Source organism: Pseudarthrobacter sp. CCNWLW217, from assembly GCF_037203985.1.
Lineage (GTDB): Bacteria > Actinomycetota > Actinomycetes > Actinomycetales > Micrococcaceae > Arthrobacter.
This window is the reverse complement of record NZ_JBBCBT010000001.1, coordinates 508,340-530,282: the sequence shown is the minus strand read 5'-3', so window position 1 is coordinate 530,282 and position 21,943 is coordinate 508,340. Positions and strand designations below refer to the sequence as shown.

General features: G+C 64.6%; 19 protein-coding genes. 9 read left to right on the top strand and 10 right to left on the bottom strand.

Features of this window, described 5'->3' with window-relative positions:
- Positions 1-41: 41 nt before the first annotated feature.
- The 3 genes from V9L18_RS02470 to V9L18_RS02460 all read right to left on the bottom strand — a co-directional run bounded on the left by V9L18_RS02470 (position 42) and on the right by V9L18_RS02460 (position 4,424).
- Positions 42-2,384, bottom strand: a complete 2,343-nt coding sequence (locus V9L18_RS02470) for a glycoside hydrolase family 65 protein (RefSeq protein ID WP_337345579.1) — start codon at positions 2,382-2,384, stop codon at positions 42-44.
- 198 nt (positions 2,385-2,582) lie between these two features.
- Positions 2,583-3,314 carry an HAD family hydrolase gene (locus tag V9L18_RS02465; protein WP_337345578.1) on the bottom strand — a complete coding sequence of 244 codons (732 nt, stop codon included), beginning with the start codon at positions 3,312-3,314 and terminating at the stop codon, positions 2,583-2,585.
- Between the two features lie 492 nt (positions 3,315-3,806).
- Positions 3,807-4,424 (bottom strand): alpha/beta hydrolase, encoded by a 618-nt coding sequence (locus V9L18_RS02460; protein WP_337345577.1) that lies wholly within the window; start codon positions 4,422-4,424, stop codon positions 3,807-3,809.
- 223 nt (positions 4,425-4,647) lie between these two features.
- Here V9L18_RS02460 and V9L18_RS02455 point away from each other — a divergent pair, with 223 nt between their 5' ends.
- From V9L18_RS02455 to V9L18_RS02435, 5 genes are all read left to right on the top strand, one after another.
- The gene (locus V9L18_RS02455; RefSeq protein WP_337345576.1) at positions 4,648-4,905 is read left to right on the top strand and encodes a DUF6458 family protein; all 258 of its coding nucleotides are present in this window, start codon (positions 4,648-4,650) and stop codon (positions 4,903-4,905) included.
- Between the two features lie 284 nt (positions 4,906-5,189).
- On the top strand, positions 5,190-5,993 hold the full coding sequence (locus tag V9L18_RS02450) for a DeoR/GlpR family DNA-binding transcription regulator (protein WP_337345626.1): 804 nt from the start codon (positions 5,190-5,192) through the stop codon (positions 5,991-5,993).
- Positions 5,990-7,024, top strand: coding sequence for a 1-phosphofructokinase family hexose kinase (locus tag V9L18_RS02445; RefSeq protein ID WP_337345575.1), 1,035 nt, complete (start codon positions 5,990-5,992; stop codon positions 7,022-7,024). Before V9L18_RS02450 ends, V9L18_RS02445 begins: the two co-directional genes overlap by 4 nt.
- A gap of 2 nt (positions 7,025-7,026) precedes the next feature.
- Positions 7,027-9,090 (top strand): PTS fructose transporter subunit IIABC, encoded by a 2,064-nt coding sequence (locus tag V9L18_RS02440; protein ID WP_337345574.1) that lies wholly within the window; start codon positions 7,027-7,029, stop codon positions 9,088-9,090.
- 68 nt (positions 9,091-9,158) lie between these two features.
- On the top strand, positions 9,159-9,434 hold the full coding sequence (locus tag V9L18_RS02435; RefSeq protein ID WP_131133329.1) for an HPr family phosphocarrier protein: 276 nt from the start codon (positions 9,159-9,161) through the stop codon (positions 9,432-9,434).
- Positions 9,435-9,626: 192 nt separating this feature from the next.
- On the opposite strand, the gene V9L18_RS02430 is transcribed toward V9L18_RS02435, so the two are convergent.
- Positions 9,627-10,058, bottom strand: coding sequence for an SRPBCC family protein (locus V9L18_RS02430; RefSeq protein ID WP_337345573.1), 432 nt, complete (start codon positions 10,056-10,058; stop codon positions 9,627-9,629).
- Positions 10,058-10,903: a class I SAM-dependent methyltransferase gene (locus tag V9L18_RS02425; protein ID WP_337345572.1), complete on the bottom strand. Its 846-nt coding sequence runs from the start codon at positions 10,901-10,903 to the stop codon at positions 10,058-10,060. The genes V9L18_RS02430 and V9L18_RS02425 overlap by 1 nt, the downstream gene beginning before the upstream one ends.
- Before the next feature lie 285 nt (positions 10,904-11,188).
- Between V9L18_RS02425 and V9L18_RS02420 the strand changes: the two genes are divergently transcribed.
- Positions 11,189-11,455, top strand: coding sequence for a DUF7218 family protein (locus V9L18_RS02420; protein WP_337345571.1), 267 nt, complete (start codon positions 11,189-11,191; stop codon positions 11,453-11,455).
- Positions 11,456-11,536: 81 nt separating this feature from the next.
- Here the strand turns inward: V9L18_RS02420 and ku are convergent, their stop codons facing one another.
- On the bottom strand, positions 11,537-12,640 hold the full coding sequence (ku, locus tag V9L18_RS02415) for a non-homologous end joining protein Ku (protein ID WP_337345570.1): 1,104 nt from the start codon (positions 12,638-12,640) through the stop codon (positions 11,537-11,539).
- A 40-nt stretch (positions 12,641-12,680) separates the two neighbouring features.
- Between ku and V9L18_RS02410 the strand changes: the two genes are divergently transcribed.
- Positions 12,681-15,164, top strand: coding sequence for an ATP-dependent DNA ligase (locus V9L18_RS02410; protein WP_337345569.1), 2,484 nt, complete (start codon positions 12,681-12,683; stop codon positions 15,162-15,164).
- A gap of 117 nt (positions 15,165-15,281) precedes the next feature.
- Here V9L18_RS02410 and V9L18_RS02405 read toward each other — a convergent pair whose 3' ends face one another.
- On the bottom strand, positions 15,282-15,542 hold the full coding sequence (locus V9L18_RS02405) for a hypothetical protein (protein WP_337345568.1): 261 nt from the start codon (positions 15,540-15,542) through the stop codon (positions 15,282-15,284).
- A 68-nt stretch (positions 15,543-15,610) separates the two neighbouring features.
- The gene (locus tag V9L18_RS02400) at positions 15,611-15,844 is read right to left on the bottom strand and encodes a hypothetical protein (protein ID WP_337345567.1); all 234 of its coding nucleotides are present in this window, start codon (positions 15,842-15,844) and stop codon (positions 15,611-15,613) included.
- A gap of 486 nt (positions 15,845-16,330) precedes the next feature.
- On the opposite strand from V9L18_RS02400, the gene V9L18_RS02395 reads away from it, so the two are divergent.
- Complete coding sequence (locus V9L18_RS02395) at positions 16,331-17,926, top strand: MFS transporter (RefSeq protein ID WP_337345566.1); 1,596 nt, start codon at positions 16,331-16,333, stop codon at positions 17,924-17,926.
- 191 nt (positions 17,927-18,117) lie between these two features.
- Complete coding sequence (locus tag V9L18_RS02390; RefSeq protein ID WP_337345565.1) at positions 18,118-19,206, top strand: FUSC family protein; 1,089 nt, start codon at positions 18,118-18,120, stop codon at positions 19,204-19,206.
- Here V9L18_RS02390 and V9L18_RS02385 read toward each other — a convergent pair.
- Positions 19,174-19,941 carry an SDR family NAD(P)-dependent oxidoreductase gene (locus V9L18_RS02385; RefSeq protein WP_337345564.1) on the bottom strand — a complete coding sequence of 256 codons (768 nt, stop codon included), beginning with the start codon at positions 19,939-19,941 and terminating at the stop codon, positions 19,174-19,176. The two genes, V9L18_RS02390 and V9L18_RS02385, sit on opposite strands and share 33 nt — an antisense overlap.
- A gap of 115 nt (positions 19,942-20,056) precedes the next feature.
- Positions 20,057-21,895 (bottom strand): IucA/IucC family protein, encoded by a 1,839-nt coding sequence (locus V9L18_RS02380; RefSeq protein ID WP_337345625.1) that lies wholly within the window; start codon positions 21,893-21,895, stop codon positions 20,057-20,059.
- Between the last annotated feature and the right edge of the window lie 48 nt (positions 21,896-21,943).

Sequence of the window (21,943 nt, the reverse complement as noted above, 5' to 3'; positions counted from 1 at the left end):
GCCGCGGCTCGGGCGGGAGCGCCGGCAAGGTGTATTGACAGCTACGCGCGGGCGCGCACCACGGGGACGCTCGCCGTCGGCGGTCCGCTGGGGAAGACCGTGGGCTCGGGAACCTGGACGGGTGCGAGCGCCACGCGGACCGGTTCCGCGCCTACGCTGAACAGTTCGCCGCGGACGTCGACGTCGAGCGGTTGGCCCTCGGACACTGTGATGGTGAGGGAGCCGGCGTCGAGCTGCACCTGCAGGAGGCGGCCCTGGAGCTTGAGGTGGAAAGCGAGGCTTTCCCATTCAGCGGGCAGGCGCGGATCAAAGTACGGCACAGGGCCCTGGTCGCGGAGGCCTGCAAAGCCGCAGACCAGCGAGCTCCATACGCCGCCGGTGGACGCGATGTGCACGCCGTCGATCGTGTTGCCGTGGGTGTCGTCCAGGTCGATGAACACCGCATTGGTGAAGTGTTCCAGCGCGGCTTTGGGGTAGCCCACTTCGGCGGCCATGATCCCCTGGACACAGGCAGAGAGGGTGGAGTCGCCGGTTGTGATGGGGTCATAAAAATCGAACGCCCGGCGCTTTTCCTCGGCCGTGAAGTCCTGCCATTGCAGGAACATGGCCAGGACGGTGTCGGCCTGTTTGAGGACCTGGTGGCGGTAGATCACCAGCGGGTGGAAGTGCAGCAGCAGCGGGTATTTGGACCGGGGCGTGGTCCAGTCCCAGGGCTCCAGGGTCATGAAGTCGTTGTCCTGGGAGTGGACTTCCATCCGCTCGTCGAACGGAAGCTGCATGCGGTCAGCCGCGGCTGCCCAGAGCTGGCGTTCGTCGTCGCTGATCTCGGTGTGGTCCAGGGCCGCGGCGGCGCGCAGGTTAAAGCGCGCCATGACGTTGGTGTAGAGGTTGTCGTTGACCACGGCCGTGTACTCGTCCGGACCGGTGACGCCATGGATGTGGAAGAGTCCGTCCTTACCGAAGAAGCCCAAGGAGATCCACATGCGGGCGGTCTCGATCAGCAGTTCGGCACCCATTCCGTCGCGGAAGGACGCATCGCCGCTGGCCCAGACGTACCGGTTGGTGGCGAACGCGATGGCCGCCGCAATGTGGAACTGCGCGGTGCCTGCCGCGTAGTAGGCGCTGGCTTCGAGCCCGTTGATGGTGCGCCACGGGAACAGTGCCCCGTCGACGCTGAGCTCCTTGGCGCGGATCCTGGCCGTGGGGAGCATCTCGTGACGGAATTCCAGGACCTGGCGGGCACCCTCGGGGTTGGTGTAGGTCAGGTAGGGCAGGAGGTAGACCTCCTGGTCCCAGAAGTAGTGGCCCTCGTAGCCGGAGCCGCTGACTCCCTTCGCGGGGATGCCCGCGACGTCGGCGCGCGCGGTGGCCTGGGCCAGCTGGAACAGGTTCCAGCGGATGGCCTGCTGCAGTTCGGACTGGCCACCCACCACGATGTCGGAGGTGGCCCAGTAGTCGCTGTAGTGCTCGCGGCTTTCAGCAAAGATGTCCTCCACTGAGCGCAAGCCCTCTTCGGCGACTTCCGCCGCGTCCCGTCCGGAGTCCTGGACGCCACGGCCGGCGGCGTAGCTGACGATTTTCTCAAGCCGGAACGGCTCATCGGCGCCGACGGCCAGGACGTACCGGACGCTGCTATCGTCCTGGTCAACCAGGGTATCGAACGGCTGGTGGCCGGCGGAGGTCCAGTGGTCAACGGCGATCCCCACGCGCTGCTTGGATTCCGCCGCTTCCCAGGAGAGGCGGAGCGAGCCGTCGCCGCCCTCGAGCCGCAACGGCAGCAGGACACGGCCTGCGTGGCGGCCGGCGCGGCGCGGGTCGTGCTCGGAGTGGTCCTCCACCGGCTGGTCCTGGCGGTTGATGACCGAGGACGTGACGTCCGCGGACACGTCCCGGTCTGCCGAGACCTCCAGGGAGATGCCCAGGCTACCGCGGGAGGCGAAGCCCACTGCCCGGCGCTCGGTGGTGGTGACCGTAGCCCCGGAGCGGCACAGCCACGTGATGCGGCATTCATAGATACCGGTGGCGAAGTCCACCGAGCGCCGGTAGTCCAGTACTGCCGACTCGGCCAGGCTAAGTGGCTCGCCGTCGATGATCACCGTGAAGTTGTTCGCATCGGGGATGTAGATGATCCGCTGCCCGGTCCGCGCGAAGCCGAAGGCGTTCTCGGCATGCTTGATGTCCCAGATTTCGTGCAGGCCGTTGATGAAGCTGCCAGGCAGGTCAGCGTCCGCCGCGGCCCAATGGGCGCCGCGAATGCCAAGGTGTCCGTTTCCCAGCGCGAAAAGGGTCTCCAGGGTACCCGCGTTGCCCGGCTCGTGGCGCGTTTCCACAAGCTGCCAGGGGGTGTTGGGGAACCGTTCGCGGTCCGCGGTGATAAGAGCCATGGTGTTGGGGTCCTTTTGGCGTTGTGCTGTGCAGCCGGGTCTCATCCGGCTTGGGGGCGCTTTGCGCATGCCCGCTGCGGGCATGCACTGAGGGTTTGGTTGTGCGGGCCGGCTTGGGGGCCGGGGTGGCGCGGGAGGACCGGCGGAGCTGGCTGTCGGGGAACAGCCGGGGCCCACCGGCTGGCTGCGTTCAGTGGGCTAGAGGAGTTCCTCGAGGTCGCTGACCACCATGGTGGCTCCGGCATCCAGCAACGTCTGCCTGCCGGCGCCGCGGTCCACCCCGATCACGGAATGGAAAGATCCTGCGTGGCCGGCCTGTACGCCGGACACTGCATCCTCCACCACAACGCATTCCTCACTGGGAAGATCCAGCAGCCGGGCCGCGTAGTCGTACGTGGCGGGGCTGGGCTTGCCGGGCAAGCCTTCGGCGGCTGCCACCACACCATCCACCACTACCCGGAAGCGGTCACTCAAGCCAGCCGCCTTAAGGACCGCCGGGGCGTTCCGGGAAGAGGAAACGACGGCGACCTTCAGACCCTGGGCGAGCACGGCTTCGATGAAACGCACTGAGCCATCGAACGGTTCCACGCCGGAGCTCACAATGTCGTTGAAGATTTGGTTCTTGCGGTTGCCGAGTCCCTGCACCGTGGCGTGCGTGGGATCGTCGTCAGTGGGACCCTCGGGAAGCACAATGCCGCGGGATGACAGGAAGTCCCGGACGCCGTCGAACCGCGGTTTGCCGTCGATGTGGTCGAAGTAGTCGCTCTCGCGGTAGCCGGCTACCTCCGGTTGGGACGCCAGGTAGCCTTCAAAGAGTTCCTGCCAGGCCTGCTCGTGGACAGTGGCCGTAGGGGTCAGCACTCCGTCCAGGTCGAAGAGAATGGCGGAGGCGCCGGTCCAACTAGTGGGCTGTGTCAGAAGATCAGTCATGCGCGGTGCGGTGTCCTTTCAGACGGCTGGCAGGCTCGGGGCGCGGTGCCTGGCGTAGGCGGTGCATGGAATGGCGGTGCATGGAATGGCAGTGCTTGGGATGCGGGCGGCGACGATGTCCGCTGTGATCAGCAAACGCGGCGCGGGGGCGTGGGCCTGAATGCCACGGCTGGCCGGAGGGGCGCTGATGAATACCTTCTTCCATCATGAACGCCGTGAGGTCCCGTGACAAACCGAGGGGCAGCCTGACGGGCAGGCCAGCAACTGGCGGGCAGCTTAGCAGCGCAAACGGGCACGTTGAACAGGTGCACGCCGCAGATCTCCTTCCGCCCAGTTCCAGGGCCGTTGAATTACGGCCGAAGTCGAGTGTAAGCGCTTACAAATTTAGCGCGCAACTGTTTTTTCCCCGCCACGGAGTGTGACGAAACTCTCGGACCCCAGCCACACCGGTGCGAGGAGGTAATCCACGGCCATGTGATGGCTTGGCAGGGCCTATTTGAGGACGTAATGGCGCAGGAAGGCGCTGACATCCACCATCTCCGCCTTGCTCATCGCATGCCCCATGCCGGGATAGGTCCTGGCTGTAAGCAGGGTGTTGGCGTTCAGCCACTCCTCGGTATGGGCGATGGCATCGTCATTGATCACCAGGTCAGCCTTGTCCCTTCCCCAGAAGAAGGGCGGCGGGGTGTCGAAGGAGTCAGTCATTGCCAAAAGGTCGTTGTCCAGTACGAAGCCGGACAACCCCACCACGGTTTCATAGCTCTTGGGGTGCAGGCGGAGCAGGGTACTGGCCATCGCCATACCCTGCGAGTACCCCATCAGGCTCACGCTGCTGTGCTGGCCCCTGACTGCATTGATCCAGTCGTGGACCTTGTTCGTGGTGCTGATGACATCGGCGAAGTCGTTGGCGAGGAAGTAGTCCAGCAGGAACCAGCCATAGTGGTCGCCGATGATCATGGGTGCCCGCAGTGCCGCGCAAGTGAACGCCGAGGGCAGGTAATCAACCAGCCGCACCATCCGGGATTCGTCGGTGCCGTAGCCGTGCATCATCACGAGCAGTGGCGTGCCGGCCCGCTCTTCCTCCGGCTTGGACCACACAACTGTTTCCATCGGATCAGCCTAACCAGCAGGCCCGCCCTGCGGCGCAATGGCGCACGGACGCACCGGCGCCGCACCCCTGCCCGGTCATTGAATCAGCGCACACAGCGCTGTAGCCTGACGCTAGACAGTCAGCATGCTTAGCAAAAAACTTGGCTCTGCTTGGCAAACAAACGAACACGTCCTGCAGTTCCAGAAGTACCGCCCACAATCCGCGGACAATAAGGAGCAAGTCATGAGAATCGGTTCTTCAATCTTCCTCATCGCCATCGGCGCCATCCTGGCCTGGGCCATCGCACCGGGGCTGATTCCCTTCGTGGATCAGGTACTGATCGGGTACATCCTGATGGCGGTAGGCGTTATCGGGCTCATCGCCTCGCTGATCCTGGCCTCACCCGGACGCAGCCGGAGGGTGAGCGAAACCCGCTCGGTAGTGGACCCCAACACGGGAGAACGCATCACGCGCAACGAAAGCCGCGACGGAAACCTGTAGCCTCCGGACGGCAAGCGCCACACTATGAACCCCACGAGCCGGGTCGGACCACAACGGTCCGGCCCGGCTTTTCACTGCCCCGCGACCCCCAAAGAAATCTTGTCCAGGTGCGGGGACTTCCAGCCCGGTTGACTCCTTGGAAGTGGACAAAAGCTCCCGCGTACTTTGTTTCATGTGGGTTTCCATTGACAAACCAACACAAACAAAGATAAAGTCAAGTAATTCCACATCATGTGATGCCAGTCACTCAGAAATCCAGCAGGACTTTACGCAACGGAGGGTATGTGTTCGCCGAGGAGCGCCAGCAAAAGATTGCCGAGCTTGTTGCCGGCAGCGGCCGGGTCAGCGTGACCCTGCTGGCTGAGCGCTTCCGCATCACCACCGAAACCGTCCGCCGGGATCTCGCGACCCTGGAAAACGCCGGGACAGTTCGCCGCGTCCACGGCGGTGCCGTCGCGGCAGACCGGTTCAGTACCACCGAAGAAAGCATCAACGAACGCTCGGTCCAGCGCCCCGACCAAAAGCGGCGCATCGCCGAAGCAGCCATGGCTTTGGTTCCGCAAACCTCCTCGGGAAGCATCCTGATCGACGCCGGCTCCACCACCGAAGTCCTGGCCGAATTGCTCTCCCGGCGCACCGCCGTCGAACCTTCCGCGGCCGGAGCTGAAGCCGAGCTCGTGGTGATCACCCACGCTGTGCCCATCGCCGCCAAGCTCTCCAGCACGCCCGGAATCGCCCTCCAGATCCTGGGCGGCCGGGTGCGCGGCCTCACCCAGGCCGCTGTAGGGCAAGCAACAGTGGATGCCGCCCACCGGCTGCGTCCGGACGTCGCCTTCATCGGAACGAACGGCATCCACCCCAGTTTTGGCCTCAGCACTCCCGATCCTGAAGAAGCTGCCGTCAAAGCAGCCTTCGTCCATTCGGCCCGCCGCATCGTGGTGCTGGCCGATTCCTCCAAGCTGGACGCAGAAACACTGGTCCAGTTCGCCTCCCTGAAAGATCTGGACACCTTGATTACAGACAGCGAGCCCAGCCCGGAACTGGCGGCAGCCCTGACAGAGGCCGGCGTTGACGTGGTGATCGCATGATCGTCACTTTCACAGCCAACCCCAGCCTGGACCGCACAGTAGCCCTGCCCGGCCCGCTTGAACGCGGTGAGGTCCAGCGCGCCGTTTCGGTCAGCCAGGAATCCGGTGGCAAAGGCGTCAATGTTTCCCGGGCCCTGGTCGCCTCGGGCCTGCAGACCATCGCAGTACTCCCGGGCGGCGACGGCGATCCCGTCCTGGCCGGACTGCACCACGACGGCGTCCCGTTCGCCGCCCTGCCCATTGACGAGCCACTGCGCACCAACGTGGCCCTCACCGAACCGGGCGGCGTCACCACCAAGATCAACGAGCCCGGGCCGGTCCTGAGCGCAAAAGAGCAGGAAGCCCTGATCATGCTGCTCCTGGAGCGCGCCCGCGGCGCCAGCTGGGTAGTCCTGGCAGGTTCCCTGCCGCCGGGCTTCCCGGCCGACTTCTACGCCACCGTCGCGCGGCGTCTGCGTAGTTCCGCCGGCACTGGTGACGGTCCCGGGGCCGACGGCGGCGTGCCGCTCATCGCCGTCGACTCCTCTGGCGGGCCGCTCGTGGCCGCCGTTACCGGCACCTCGCCGGACGGTGTGATGCAGGACGGTGTGTCCGGGAAGCCGGACCTCCTTAAGCCCAACGCCGAGGAACTGGCGGAGCTGGCAGCAGCAGCCGGCTTCGCCACGGCGTCAACCGCAGACGAACTCGAAGCGGATCCGCAGGCCGCCGCAGCGGCCGCCGCCGCCGTCGTGCGTTCCGGTGTGGGTGCTGTGTTGGCAACTCTCGGATCCAAGGGAGCTGTCCTGGTTACGGCCGACGGCGCGTGGCTGGCCACGCATCCGCCGGTCGCCGCGGTCAGTACGGTCGGCGCAGGCGATTCGTCGCTGGCCGGCTACCTGCTCGCCCACGGCCAGGGCGCCGCCCCGGCCGATTGCCTCCGTCAGGCTGTGGCACACGGTGCCGCCGCCGCCTCCCTGCCGGGTTCCACTGTCCCGGCAGTCCACCAAACCACCCCGGATGCCGTAACCATCACGGCCCTTCGAAAGGATTGACAGTGACTCAGCTCATCACCACAGAACTGGTCGAGCTCGACCAGAACCTGGGCAGCTCGCCCGAGGACGTGATCCGGCACCTGGCCAGCAAAGTAGCTGCCGCTGGCCGCGCCACCGAAGTCGAAGGCCTCTTTGCCGATGCCTTTGCCCGCGAACAAAAGACCGCCACCGGCATCCCGGGCGGCATCGCCATCCCGCACTGCCGCTCCGAGGCCGTCACCGTTCCCACCCTTGCCATGGCCCGCCTCAACCCTAAAGTGGACTTCGGCGCCAAAGATGGCCCGGCGGACCTGATTTTCTTCATCGCCGCCCCCGGCGGCGCAGACCAGGAACACCTCAAGCTGCTGTCCAAGCTTGCCCGTTCCCTGATCAAGAAGGACTTCACGGCAGCCCTGCGCAATGCATCCTCCCGTGAGGAAATCGTTGAACTCGTGGACGGCGCACTGGCGGACAAGCCGGCAGCCCACGCAGGTGCTGTTCCCGCTGACGCGGCGCCGGCAGCTGTTCCGGCAGGCTCAACCAGCACTGCTGGCACTGCAGCCGCAGGCCCCAAGCGCATCGTCGCTGTGACCGCGTGCCCCACGGGCATCGCCCACACCTACATGGCCGCCGACTCACTGGTTGCCGCCGCCCAGGAAATGGGTGTTGACCTGCAGGTTGAGACCCAGGGCTCCTCCGGCGCCAAGCCGCTGGACCCCGCGGTCATCGCCGCCGCCGACGCCGTGATCTTCGCGGTGGACGTGGACGTCCGTGGCAAAGAGCGCTTCGCAGGCAAGCCCGTTATCAACGCACCCGTCAAGCGCGGCATCGACGAGCCCGCCAAGATGGTCCAGGAAGCACTCGCTGCAGCCGATAATCCGAATGCGCGCCGCGTCCCCCACTTCGGGGCGGAGGAACAGGCCGAGAACGAGGCCACCGAAAAGGGTGAGCACATCGGCCAGAAGCTGAAGAAAGCCCTGCTGACGGGCGTCAGCTACATGATCCCGTTCGTCGCCGGTGGCGGCCTGCTGATCGCCCTTGGCTTCCTGATGGGCGGCTACCTGATCACCGATTTCGCCGACGCGATCGTGGTGGACAACAACCTCTTCAACCTGCCCACCGAATTCCCTGATAACGCTTGGGGCCCGCTCGGCGCCTACCTCGGTGCCGTGCTCTTCAAGATCGGCGCCCTGTCCATGGGCTTCCTGGTCCCTGCGCTGGCCGGCTACATCGCTTACGCCATCGCCGACCGGCCAGGAATCGCCCCGGGCTTCGTTGCCGGTGCCGTAGCCGGATTCATGGGTGCAGGCTTCCTCGGCGGCATCGTTGGCGGCCTGCTCGCCGGTTACATCGCCCACGTGATTGGAAGCTGGGCCGTGCCCCGCTGGCTCCGCGGCCTGATGCCTGTTGTCATCATTCCGTTGCTGGCCTCGATCGTTGCATCAGGCGCGATGTTCCTCTTCCTCGGTGGGCCCATCAAGTCCCTCACCGATGGACTGAACGCGTGGCTGTCCGGCCTTACCGGCGCAAGCGCCATCGTCCTGGGAGTCATCCTGGGCCTCATGATGTGCTTCGACCTCGGCGGCCCGGTCAACAAGGTCGCGTATGCGTTCGCCGTCGCCGGCCTGGGTGCCGCCACGGTAGACAACCAGGCTCCGTGGCAGATCATGGCAGCAGTCATGGCTGCAGGTATGGTGCCGCCGCTGGCTATGGCTCTGGCATCGACGGTCCTGGACAAGAAGCGCTTCAGCCTGGCTGAGCGCGAAAACGGAAAGGCCGCCTGGCTGCTGGGAGCTTCCTTCATCTCCGAAGGGGCCATCCCGTTCGCCGCTGCCGACCCGCTCCGCGTCATCCCCGCCAGCATGCTGGGTGGAGCCGTCACGGGCGCCATCTCCATGGCGGCAGCTGTTGGATCCAAGGCCCCCCACGGCGGCATCTTCGTGTTCTTCGCCATCGACAACTTCCTGATGTTCGTCGTCGCGATCGTGGTAGGAACCGTGGTGACGGCCTTGTCAGTGATTGCACTCAAGCGCTGGGCCGTCCGCGAACCCGCTGCTACCGTGGAGTCCGTTCCCGTAACGGTCTGACCCGGCTTCAACCACAACGTAACAACGGCGCCAATCCAACAGGGCGCCGAAAGACAAAAGGAGCAAAAATGCCAGAACGCACCGCAACCGTCGCCAGCCGTGTAGGCCTGCACGCCCGTCCCGCCGCAATCTTCGCAGAGGCCGCCGGCGAGTACGACCTCGACATCACCATCGCCCGTGAAGGCGAGCCGGCCGACGAAGCGATGGACGCCGCCAGCATCCTGTCCCTGATGAGCCTGGGTGCCTCCCACGGCGATGTTGTGGTGCTTCGTGCCGAGGGCACCGGCGCGGACGACGCCCTGGAGAGCCTCGTGAAGATCCTGGAAACGGATCACGACGCGTAAGTAGCCGCGTTGTTCGACTAGCAGAGTCGTTCGACTGGCAGTGTGCCGACGGCCGCCGTCGTGCCCCTCCCCTTGTGGGAACGGGCACGACGGCGGCCGCTGGCTTTTAAGCGTCCCACTTCCCAACTAGGTAGCAGCTGATGTCGTTCTGAGCGCCCATAACGACATCTGCTGCTACCTAGTTGGGCGGGGTTAGCCGCGTTCGGTGATTTTCTTGACGTCCGCCACGAGCATGTCCCACATGCCCTGGGAGTGCTCGGCCGCCTCTTCGGTGGCGTTGTTGTCCTGCGAGAGCGTGAGCTGCGTCCTGCCGTCCGTCTCCTCCAGCGTCCACGTCAGGGTGTGGTAATTTTCAGGCGCGTCCTGCTCACCGCCGAGCGGGCTGAAATGCGTGTGGACCAGTTTCTGGCCAGGTTCGACTTCGAGGATGTAGCCCTTGTCTTCGTAAGGCTTGCCCTCCCACTCTCCGCGCCAGAGGATGGGCCCACCGACGGTCCAGTCCGTGACCAGGTCGGCGCCGAACATAAATTCCTTCACGGCAGCCGGATCTGTGATGACGTGCCAGACGCGGCTCGCGGGCGCATCGATGGTGACTGTGGAGGTGGCCACGTAGTTTCCTGGCATTATTTGGACTTCCTTGCCGTGAGCAGCAGGTATTCCCATTCCATTTGCCACGCGGCGTCGCCATGGGCATCGCCGAAGGAGTCGGCAAGTTCCGTGAGGGCCTGGTCCAGGGCTTTGACCTTTTCTTCGTCCTCGGCGATGAACTTGTACACCGAAATGGTGGGGCCGTAGTGGGACTTGAAGTACCGCAGGAAGTCCTCCGGCTGGTGGAAGCTGTGGATGACCACCGTGCGCTTCTCCGCCTTGATGTCAGTGATCCTGTCCCCGAAGAGCTCCCGCACGTGGTCCTCTGTTCCCCAGAGCGGCGGCGGCTGGGCTCCGGGCGGTGGTGGCGGAGCGAACGGCTTCATGACGGCGAACATCTTTCCGATGAACCCCTCGGGAGTCCAGCTCAGCAGGCCGATGGTGCCGCCGGGCTTACATACGCGCACGATTTCATCCGCACCGGCCTGGTGTCTGGGCGCGAACATGACGCCCAGGCATGACATCACCACATCAAACTCGTTGTCCCCGAACGGCAGGGCCTCCGCGTCGGCTTCCACCCATTCAAGCTCTGCGCCGCGGTCGGCTGCCTGGTGGCGGCCGGCGTCGAACAGTTCGGGTGTCAGGTCACCGGCAACCACATGGGCGCCCATCATGGCCGCAGGAATGGCAGCGTTGCCTGCCCCGGCAGCAACATCCAGGACCCGCTGCCTGGCTTTGACTCCACACGCCTCAACCAGGATGGCGCCGAGGTCCAGGATCAGTTCGCTGGCTAGTGCGGGGTAGTCTCCCGAGGCCCACATGGCCCGGTGCTTCTGCTTCAATGCACGGTCGGCCTCTTTGACGTCCGTTGTGTCATTCATGTCGGTGTCCCTCTCCTGTGACAGGTTCTGAGTGACAGCACGCTGTGCAAACAGTGGAGGCTGTGATGCGACCCATTGTGGCCGCAGCCGGCCGGGGTGTAAAGCGCCGGTAGCTGCGTGCGGATCCATAAAGCAAGCAACCTTAGTGTTTCCTTGTTTTTGCGCGGGCCCGGACATAGCGTGGAAGCCTGACCAGCGAAGACAGTGGTTGCGACGTCCGATCCCAGGATGAGGGACCACCAACTGCTGGGCACGCCTTACCCACACTGCTTGAAGGAGGATGACATGCCAGGGAAGAAAAACCCGAGCCTGAAGGACCCCGAGCTGTATGAGGAACTGCGGGAGGACGGTGCGTCCAAGCAGAAGGCAGCCCGCATTTCGAACGCGGCAGCCAAGAAAGGCCGCTCTTCCGTGGGCCGCAAAGGCGGAAAGTCAGGCGACTACGAGGACTGGACCGTTCCGCAGCTCAAAGCGAAGGCCAAAGAAATAGGCCTCAAGGGCTACTCCGCCAAGAAGAAGAGCGAGCTTATCTCCGCGCTCCGGAACTCCTAGGCGGCCGCCATCTCCGCACCAGCCGTTCGACTGCCCGAAGCGTCAGGGCCCCTTGCGCGGCCGCGCCTAGGCGTTACAGGATCAGGCACCCTTGCGCGCCCGCGTCGTCGTGGCCTTTGCCGCAGGCTTGGCGCTGGCAGTCTTAGTGGTGGACTTGGTGGCGCTGGTTTTAGCCGTGGTCGATTTCGCTGCAGTGGACTTGGTTCCGGCGGCTTTGGCGGCAGTGGATTTCGCAGTACTGGATTTGGCAGTGCCGGATTTCGCAGTACTGGATGCACCGGAATTTGTTGCCCTCGATTTAGCGGCGGTGGACTTGGCAGCAGCACCCTTGGTTCCGGTGTCCGCCTCCTCCACGGCCTCTTCGTCCTCGCCGGCGCTGGCAGGGGGCGCCGCAGAGCCCCCTCGCTTCCGGTCCAGGCTGCGCTTGAGGGCTTCCATCAGGTCGATGACCTCGCCCTTGCCGCCTTCGCCGGCCTCCACTCCGAAGGTCTCGTCGGTGTCCAGGGAGTCGCCCTTTTCCAACTTGGCTTCGATCAGCGTCCGGAGCTGGATCTGGTAGTCGTCGGTGAAATGGTCCGGATCGAAATCGGCGGCCATGGACTCCACCAGCGCCGCGGACATTTCGCGTTCCTGGGCCGAGATGCGGACGGATTCATCCAGGGCCGGGAAGTTTGCTTCGCGGACCTCATCGGGCCACAGGAGCGACTGCAGCACCAGTACGTCGTCCTTGATGCGCAAAGCTCCCAGCCGGGTTTTCTCGCGCAGGGCGAACTGGACAATGGCCACCCGGTCCGTGTCCTCAAGGGCCCGGCGCAACAGGACGTACGCCTTGGGCGATTTCGAGTCCGGCTCCAAGTAGTAGCTCTTCTCGAACATCATGGGTTCCAGCTGCTCCGACGGGACAAACTGGACCACCTCGATCTCGTGGCTGTTCTCCGCCGGAATGGACTTGAGCTCGTCCTTGGACAGGACAACGGTCCGGCCACCCTCCTCAAACGCCTTCTCAATGTCCGAATAATCAATGATCTTGCTGCACACCTCGCAACGCCGCTGGTACCGGATCCTGCCGCCGTCGGCGTTGTGGACCTGGTGGAGGCTGATGTCGTGGTCCTCGGTGGCGCTGTAGACCTTCACGGGCACGTTGACCAGGCCAAACGCGATGGCACCTTTCCAGATGGCTCTCATGCCTCAAGTGAACCGCACACGGGGCCGGAGGTGAAGACCCTTGGCCGGTGCTAAGGAACGTGTCAGGGTGGCGGGGCGGGAACTGACCCTGACCAACCTGGACAAAATCATCTATCCGGAGACCGGCACCACCAAGGCCGATGTCCTGGCCTACTACGCAGCCGTGGCACACGTCCTGATCCCGGCCGCAGCCAGCCGCCCGGCAACCCGCAAGCGGTGGGTCAATGGCGTGGGCACCGCGGCGGAACCCGGCGAAGTGTTCTTCCAGAAAAACCTGGAGGACTCGGCGCCAGGCTGGCTCCCCCGGGCCGCCATCACGCACAAGGACCGGACCATCTACTACCCCATGGTCAACGATCCCGCCACCCTCGCGTGGTTCGGCCAGATCAACTCGTTGGAAATCCATGTGCCGCAGTGGAAAGTGGACTCCCACGGCAAGCAGCTGAATCCGGACCGCCTGGTGTTGGACCTGGATCCCGGCGAAGGTGCCGGCCTGGAGGAATGCGTTGAAGTGGCCTTCCTGGCGCGGGCCATCCTGCAGGACGTCGGACTTGACCCCATCCCTGTGACGAGTGGCAGCAAGGGCATCCACCTCTACGCCGGTCTGGACGGAACCCAGACCTCGGACCAGATTTCTGACTTTGCCCACGAACTAGCCAGGGCCCTTGAGGCCGACCATTCCGATCTCGCCGTCAGCGACATGAAGAAAACCCTCCGCAAGGGCAAGGTCCTGGTGGACTGGAGCCAGAACAGCGCGGCCAAGACCACCATCGTCCCGTACTCCCTCCGCGGCAGGCACACCCCCACGGTGGCTGCTCCGCGGACCTGGCGGGAGCTCAGCTCCCCCAACCTCCAGCACCTGGATTACAAAGCGGTGATGCGGCGGGTGAAGGCGGGCAAGGACCCCTTCGCCGCCCTCGGCACCGGAACCGGGGCCGGGCACCCGGGAAGCGCGGTAGAAGACCAGCACGACGGCGGCGCTCATCCCCGCTTGGAACGGTACCGTTCGATGCGCGATCCAAGCGCGACGCCGGAACCTTTCACAGGCGCTGAGGGAACCGGAAACACCTTTGTGATCCAAGAGCACCACGCCAGTAGGCTGCACTTCGACTTCCGACTGGAGTACGACGGTGTGCTGGTGTCCTGGGCCCTGCCCAAGGGCGTTCCGGAGACCGGCGGCAAAAACCACCTGGCGGTCCAGACCGAGGACCATCCCCTGGACTACGCCACGTTTGAGGGCACCATTCCGAAGGGACAGTACGGCGCCGGGGAAGTCACCATCTGGGACCACGGAACCTACGAACTCGAGAAATGGATCAACGGCCGGGAGGTCATCGCCACCCTGACCGGTTCCGAAGGCGGGGGCCTGGGTGGAACCAAGAAGTTCGCGTTAATCCACACCGGCCGTGGGCAGGGCAAAGATTCCGAAGGGCAGTGGCTGATCCATCTGATGGACAAGGACCACCACACTTTCCATCCGCGGAAGGCACCGGCGGAAGAGGAGGAGCCCGAGGAGCCCGAGGAGTCCGCGGCGAAGGAAGACGGGGAGCATCCACCAGCGATCCGCGCTGAAGATTTCACTCCCATGATGGCCACTGCCGGTGCCGCTGCAGATCTTCAAGGCAGCGACTGGCAGTTTGAGCTCAAATGGGACGGTGTCCGCGCCGTGATCGTCGCGGACGAAAAGAAGATCCGCATTTTCAGCCGCAATGGCAACGACGTCTCCGCAACCTATCCCGAGCTCACCGACCGGACCTGTTGGCCGGACCGGTCATTCGTCGCCGATGGTGAGATCATCGCCGTCGGGCCTTCCGGCAAACCCGACTTTGGCGTGCTCCAGGGGCGCATGAAACTGACCCGGCCCGCCGACGTCGCCAGGGCGCGTATCGCAATCCCGGTCCGCTTGATGCTTTTTGACCTCCTGTTCGACGGCGGGAAGGACCTCCGCCGCCTGCCGTTCGACAAAAGGCGGCAGTGGCTGGAGGAGTTTCACGAGCCATCGGCCTGCCCCGTGGAGCTGTCCCCAGTCCTGGACGACCGGATAGAGCACATCCTCGAAAGCGCACAGGAGTTGGGGCTCGAGGGCGTCATGGCTAAGCGGACGGACAGCCGTTATGTCAGCGGCCAGCGGACCAGGACCTGGATCAAGATCAAGCTGGAGCAGACCCAGGAAGTGGTGGTGGGCGGCTGGCGGCCGGGCAAGGGCGGGCGCCGGAGTTCGGTGGGGTCACTCCTCGTCGGCATCCCTGAAGGCAACAAACTGCGATACGTGGGCCGGGTTGGCAGCGGGTTCAGCCTGCGTGAACTTGAGGAACTCCGCCGGAAAATGGACGATCTTGCCCGGAAGACGTCACCGTTCAACGACGTGCCCCGCGAGGACGCCTCGGACGCCCGCTGGGTGAGTCCACGGCTGGTCGGTGAAGTGACGTTTGGTGACTGGACGGGCTCAGGGAAGCTCAGGCACCCGGTGTGGCGCGGCTGGCGGCTGGACAAAAACGTGGACGAAGTGGTGACGGAAGTTTAGCGACGGCGCCGCTGCTGGCGAGGCGTCAATTTACCCTGGGACACGGAAAAGACCTGGGGACCCCCGAATTCGGGGGTCCCCAGGTCTTTTCCGTGTCGTCAGGTCAGATGTGCATCCCTAGGATGAGTGCGGCATCTGCGGGCGGCTGGTCCGGTGCACCGCCGTGACGGCAGCCTCGTGGCCCATCCGCCCTGGTGCTGAACCGTGTTCCTTAGGATGCCGACGCTTGCCGTTTCCGTCAGGCCAGCGCTTCTCCCCAGCCATGGCAGTGGTCACGGCGATGGTGGCCGGACCTGGCATGGCTGGGGTGTCCATGGCCGCGGCGATATGGTCCGCGACCTCCGGTTCGATCTTGGTTCCAGCATGTTTTTCAGCCATTTTCTTCCTTTCCGCAGTGAAATGAAGTGTTACCGACAGTGGGTCTGACGTGCCTTGTCGGGCCGGGGCTACCAGCGGACTTTCTTCTGGGCCGGCCCTTGCTTACCACTGGCATGGGTCGGTTTGTGGCTCTTGCCGACGCTTTGCAGTCCGGCGTCGCCGCCGCGGGACTTACTGGCCAGCATGGCCCGTTGCGCTTCGGTGAGACCTGCACGGATGCCTTTGGCGTCGGCGTGCTCTGCCGTTTCGTCGGCGTGGGCCGCGGAAGACGCGTCGTTGCCGGGAGTGTTTTGTTCAGTCATGGGTGGAACCTTTCTGAGGAGGATTTGCTTGTCTGGCGAGTTCAGCGTGGACGGGGCCAGAGATTCGGGCCGCAGGCGTCCGCCTACTCAAAAATCAGTATTCCCATGCCACAACAATAGGCAGCATGCGCCCGGCTTGTGAACCCCCGGATTGCCGGGTCTCCCTGGATTCCAAACTTGCCCGGACCTTCCGGAATTGCCGTGGCAGGCGTCACTTTTAGTCGCGGATCGGCCATCAAAAGCAGCCGAAAACCCGCGCTGAAGAAAAAGATTGCATAACGATGGAACGCACCCGCCGGATTCCCAGTGATGGCGCGGCGAGAGCGGGGAAAAGAAATCAGATGACAAAGCCCGAAAATGCCCTGAAACAGGTGATCCTACGGCATCGAACTCTGAATTGCCACAGAATTCGCGTAAAATTGAAGGCCTGCCCAGAGCGGGGCAGCTACAAGTCGCAAGCAAATGACCTCCATAGGAGTCGCCCAAATGCCCATAGACCGAAGCGTGACCGACTCTTCAGCAGGCGCTACCAGCGCCAGCGGAACCAACAATGTAATGCCACCCGCACCACCCAGTGGGCGGAAACCAAGGATTCTGACACGTCGACGGCTCAAAGAGTCCGATGTGAACGTCGTAGACCAGCCGATGCTGAAAAAGGCGCTCGGCGGAACCATCGTGGGTAACACCATGGAATGGTTCGACGTCGGCGTATTTGGCTACCTGATCACCACCATGGGGCCAGTCTTCCTCCCCGAGGCCGACAAGTCCGTCCAGACGCTGTTCCTGCTGGGAACGTTCGCCGCCACCTTCATCGCCCGTCCACTCGGCGGTGTGGTCTTCGGCTGGCTCGGCGACAAGGTGGGGCGGCAAAAAGTACTCGCCGCAACACTGATGCTCATGGCGGCGAGCACCTTCGCCGTCGGCCTGCTTCCCGGCTATGCGCAGATCGGCATCTGGGCCGCTGCGCTGCTGGTGATCCTCAAGCTCGTGCAGGGCTTCTCCACCGGAGGTGAATACGCCGGTGCCACCACGTTTGTGAGCGAATACGCCCCGGATAAGCGCCGCGGGTTCTTTGCAAGCTTCCTGGACATGGGCAGCTACCTTGGCTTCGCCCTGGGTGCCGCCCTGGTGTCTGTCCTGCAGCTGACCCTTGGCCAGACCGCCATGGAGGAATGGGGCTGGCGCATTCCGTTCCTGATCGCTGGTCCGCTGGGCCTGATCGCTATCTACTTCCGGAACAAGATCGAGGAATCCCCCCAGTTCCAGGCAACCCTGGACGCCCAGGAATCCCTCGGCCAGCATGCGGCCGCAGCTGACGTCGACGCCGCTAAGGGTCCTGTTGGGATCGTGAAGGCCTACTGGCGTTCGCTTATCGTGGCCATGATCCTTGTGGCCGCCGCCAACACCGCCGGCTACGCCCTGACGTCCTACATGCCGACGTACCTCACTGAATCCAAGGGCTACGACCCCGTCCACGGAACGCTGCTGACCATCCCCGTGCTGGTCATCATGAGCCTCTGCATTCCCCTGACGGGAAAGCTGTCTGACCGGATCGGCCGCCGCCCTGTGCTGTGGATCGGTGCCATCAGCACCGTGGTGCTGGCAACCCCGGCGTTCCTGCTGATCGGCATCGGCGAGGTCTGGTCCACACTGGCCGGCCTTTCCCTGATCGCCTTCCCGGTGACGTTCTATGTTGCGAACCTTGCCTCGGCGCTGCCGGCGCAGTTCCCAACAGCCAACAGGTACGGCGCGATGGGCATTGCCTACAACTTCGCCGTGGCCATCTTCGGGGGCACCACCCCGTTCATTGTGGCAGCGCTGATCACCGCGACCGGTGACGACATGATGCCCGCCTACTACCTGATGGGCACCTCCCTGATTGGCGCCGTCGCGATTTACTTCCTGAAGGAATCAGCCCAGCGTCCGCTGCCCGGCTCCATGCCCAGCGTGGACACCCAGGCTGAGGCCAGGGAACTGGTGGCCACCCAGGACGATAACCCGCTGATCGACCTGGACGACATGCCGTTCGAAACCCAGGACATTACCGATGCCTCGGCGGACAAGGTTACGGCCGGAGTCTAGGCAACAATCTCAGCACAGCAACACTAACCGGCCTTTCCTGGCCGTCTTGTAGCCGCCGTCTTTGCAGCCCGCTCAAAGGCCCGTCCCGCGCGCTTTCCTTGGGGGAAGCACGCGGGGCGGGCCTTAGCCGTGCCCCGGGAGATAATTCTGAGATGCCGCCGGTCCAAGGCAAACAACAAAAGGAGGGTGCCGTGAAGTCCGTAGTCCGGCAGGTTCGCGCCCTCCACCGGCTGGAACCCGCGAACAACTACCACCTGGCCGCGCTCCGCGTTGCCCTGAGCGTCGCCGTCCCGTCCCTCTTCCTCCTGGCCCTGGGCCGTGCGGACCTGATCATCTACGCGGTTTTCGGCGCCTTGACGGGAATGTATGGACGGTCCGAATCGCACCAACTGCGCCTTCGGCACCAGTCCCAAGCGGCCCTGGTACTCCTCAGCGGCGTAGCCGTGGGCGTTTTCCTGTCCGTCAACCAGCTCCAGTCCTGGTGGTTGGTGGCTGTCGAGGCGGTGCTCGCGGGAGTCGGATCAGTGTATTCGGACCGCGTGAAGCTCAAACCCAACGGCCCATTCTTCGGCATCCTGGCCCTGGGCGCCTGCGCGTCGGTCCCCCTGGCGGTCCCCTGGTATGCCCCCCTGCTGATTGCGGCAGGAGCAGCAGCTTTCTCCATGATGGTGGGCTTCGCCGGGTGGGTCCGCGGCCGGGCCTGGCAGGCGGGCGCCGCACGGGACGTCGTCTCCCTCCGCGGTGCTGCCGGCCGTGCGGCTGCCGTCCATGCGGCCAGGTACACGCTGGCAGTCGGGCTGGCCGGAACCCTCGGGGTGATGAGTGGCAGCGGGCACCCGCATTGGGCCATGGCGGCTGCTGCCGTCCCATTGGCCGGTGCCGACCTCCCGAGCCGGGTCCGGCGCGGCATCCACCGCATTGTGGGGACATTCCTCGGGCTGGCCGTCACCGCCGTCGTCCTTGTTCCGGCGCCTTGGTCCTTCGCACCGCTTTTCGTTGCCCACCAAGTGGCTGTCCTGGCCATCCTGGTGATCGTATTCCAGTTCAGTACTGAGCTTTTTATGGCGCGGCACTACGGCCTGGCCATGGTCTCCTTCACGCCGGTGATCCTCCTGATGACGCAGCTGGCAGCGCCTATCGACCCCTCCCTGCTCATCCGGGAGCGCGGAGTGGAAACGTTCGTGGGCGCGCTTGTAGGCATTCTGGTGGTGGTGGCGGTGAGGACCCGACCAGCCGGAGTTGCTCCGCTATTTAGCCTTGCGCGCCGGGCCCGTGAGTAGCCTGTCCGGCAGCACCCGCGCCGCCACGGCCACAGCCTTATAGCGTTTCGACGGGATGGACACAGCCTTGCCGCGGAGGTTGTCCGCCAATCCTTCACGCACTACCCGCTCGGCTGTCAGCCAGGTCCAGGCCGGCGTCACCGATTTGTCCGCCCCCATCCGGTCGTGGAACTCGGTGTGCGTGAAGCCCGGGCACACCGCCGTGACCTTCACACCGCGCGGTCCGTAGGCCACGTTTGCCGAGCGGCTGAAGCTGAGCAGCCACGCCTTCGCCGCCGCGTAGGTTCCGCGCGGGAGGAATGCGGCAATACTGGATACGTTGATGATCCGGCCGGAACCGCATTCGAGCATGCCCTGAAGCGCGGCGTGGGTCAGTTCCATGGCGGACTCCACATGCAGTTTCAGGTGCTGCTTCTCCGCCGAGATGTGGTTGTCCTCGAACTTGTGCAGCAGGCCGGTTCCCGCGTTGTTAACCAGGACGCCCACCGGGCTTTCCACGGCGGTGAGGCGTCCGACGACGGCGGCCACACCGGCGTCGTCCGTCAGGTCCGCGGGCAACACCTCAGCCCTGATCCCGTACCGCCGTTCCAGGTCTGCCGCTGTTTCCCGGAGCCGGGCCCTATCCCGGGCCACCAGCACGAGGTTGTGGCCTTGGGCCGCCAACTGCCGGGCGAATTCGGCGCCCAGGCCTGCGCTGGCTCCGGTGATCAGGGCCGTGGTGGTTTTCGTCGCCATCCTTTGAGACTATCCCGACGGATTTTGCACCATCATTCCCGTCTGGCCCCGGACAGCGCCCGGAAATGCTGGGCGGGCCGGCCGAAGCCCTCGAATGATGGTGCAGAATCCGACGCTATGCGAACCGAGCCAGCGGGTTGGCGAGCCGGCCTGCCATCTGGAGCCCGCCGGACGGGTCTGCCAGGTCAAGCATCTGCTGGTTGTTCCGCAGCTGCAGCCGGTTCAGGCAGGACAGTTCAAAGTCGGCGGCGAACAGGTTGTGGCGGGCGAATTGGTCCGCGAGTTCGGGGTGTTCGGCCTGGTAGTCCTGAATGACGCGGGCGGCCGTGCCCCAGAACTCCTCCTCGCTGAGCTTCCCATCCTCCACCAGCAGTGCACTGAGGAACCGGAAGATGCAGTCGAAGACGTCGGTGAAGATGGCCAGGACTTTTTCGCCGTCGGGGATGTCCGCGCGGATCCGCGACACTTCCTCGGGGAGGTCCAGCCGGTCGCCCATCACCACGATTTCCTCGGCGATGTCCTTCATGACCGCCCGGATGGGCACACCGTCCTCAAGCACCAGGATCACATTCTCGCCATGCGGCATGAAGGCGAGTTCGTACTGATAGAGGCAGTGGACCAGCGGGACGAGGTAGGCCTCGAAGTAACGGCGCAGCCATTCGACGGGTTCCAGGCCTGAGCGTTCGATCAGGGCAGACACCATGGGCCGGCCGCCGGAGTCGACGTGCAGGAGCGAGGCCATGGTGGCGAGCTGCTGGCCGTCGTCGAGCAGCGGGAGCGGACTTTCCCTCCACAGCGCGGACAGCATCTTCCGGTAAGGCGAACCCTTGGCGGACGCGGCCTCGTAGTAGCTGTTGTGGTAACCAATGGCAGCGATCTCGCTGATCATGGCCAGGCCCCGCTTTTGCAGGGCCTTGTCTGAACGGATAAGGTCCTGCAACCAGTCGTTGATGGCGGGGGTGGCCTTCATGTACTGCGGTGAGAGCCCGCGCATGAAGCCCATATTCAGGACGGACATCGCGGTCTTGACGTAACTCTTTTCCGGGGCGCTCGTGTTGAAAAACGTGCGGATGGACTGCTGGGCCTGGTAGCTGTCAGTTCCCGTCCCCAGGTGGATGATGTGCTGCTGGGCGATCTCGGCAGCGAACGTGACGGTGAGCTTGTTCTCCCACTGCCACGGATGCACGGGCATGAGGAGATACTCGGCGGGGTCAACGCCTTGGGCACGGAATTCGGCGTCGAAGGACTGAAAGGCACCTGTGCCAAGTTCGGCCTCCAGGTGCACGCGGTAGTCCAGCCCGGCGCTGGACGTGAAGACCGCCTGGCTGCGGTGGACCCCGATCCATTCCAGCCGGACGGGCGCCCCTGTCTCAGGGGCAAAGGCCCGGTAGTCGCTGATGCCAAAGCCCAGCCGGCCATTGTTGGCCACGAAGCACGGATGGCCCTCGGTCATGCTGCGCTCGATAGCCTGGAAATCGGCTGCTGGATCGGTTCCGCCAGTGACTCCGGCAACCAGCTCCCGCGCCGAGGGCTGTCCCAGCCACTGCTTGTAGGAGTGGCCGGCGAGGGTGCTGCTGATCTCTTCCAGATAGACCGGGAGCATCTCCTCGCGGATCCCCAGGGTGTCCTTGAACTCGGTGATGAAGCGCAGCGCATCCGGGGCAGCGTCCGCGCCACTGCGGGTGCAGCGAATGGAGGCGGCGTCCACCGACCAGTGCTCCAGCTCCAGCACGCGTGCGGTGAAAGAGTAGGAGGTTGAACCGTCGTCGCTGCGGACCACGTAGGCCGCGGGCTCAGCCGGATCTGCAGGGCGGGCGCCGGAGCCGGCGCCCAGCCGCTGCGGCTCCAGGATGCGTTCGTGCAGGAATTCGGCGAGTGCCTTGCGGACAAGGTGTCGGTTGGCCACAGCCCAGCGCTGCGGAGCGAGGTGCGGCACGGTGTTGGCGGTGTTCACTGCCTCGGGCCCAAAGGCGTCCTCTCGTGCGGCGAGGCCGATATCAGC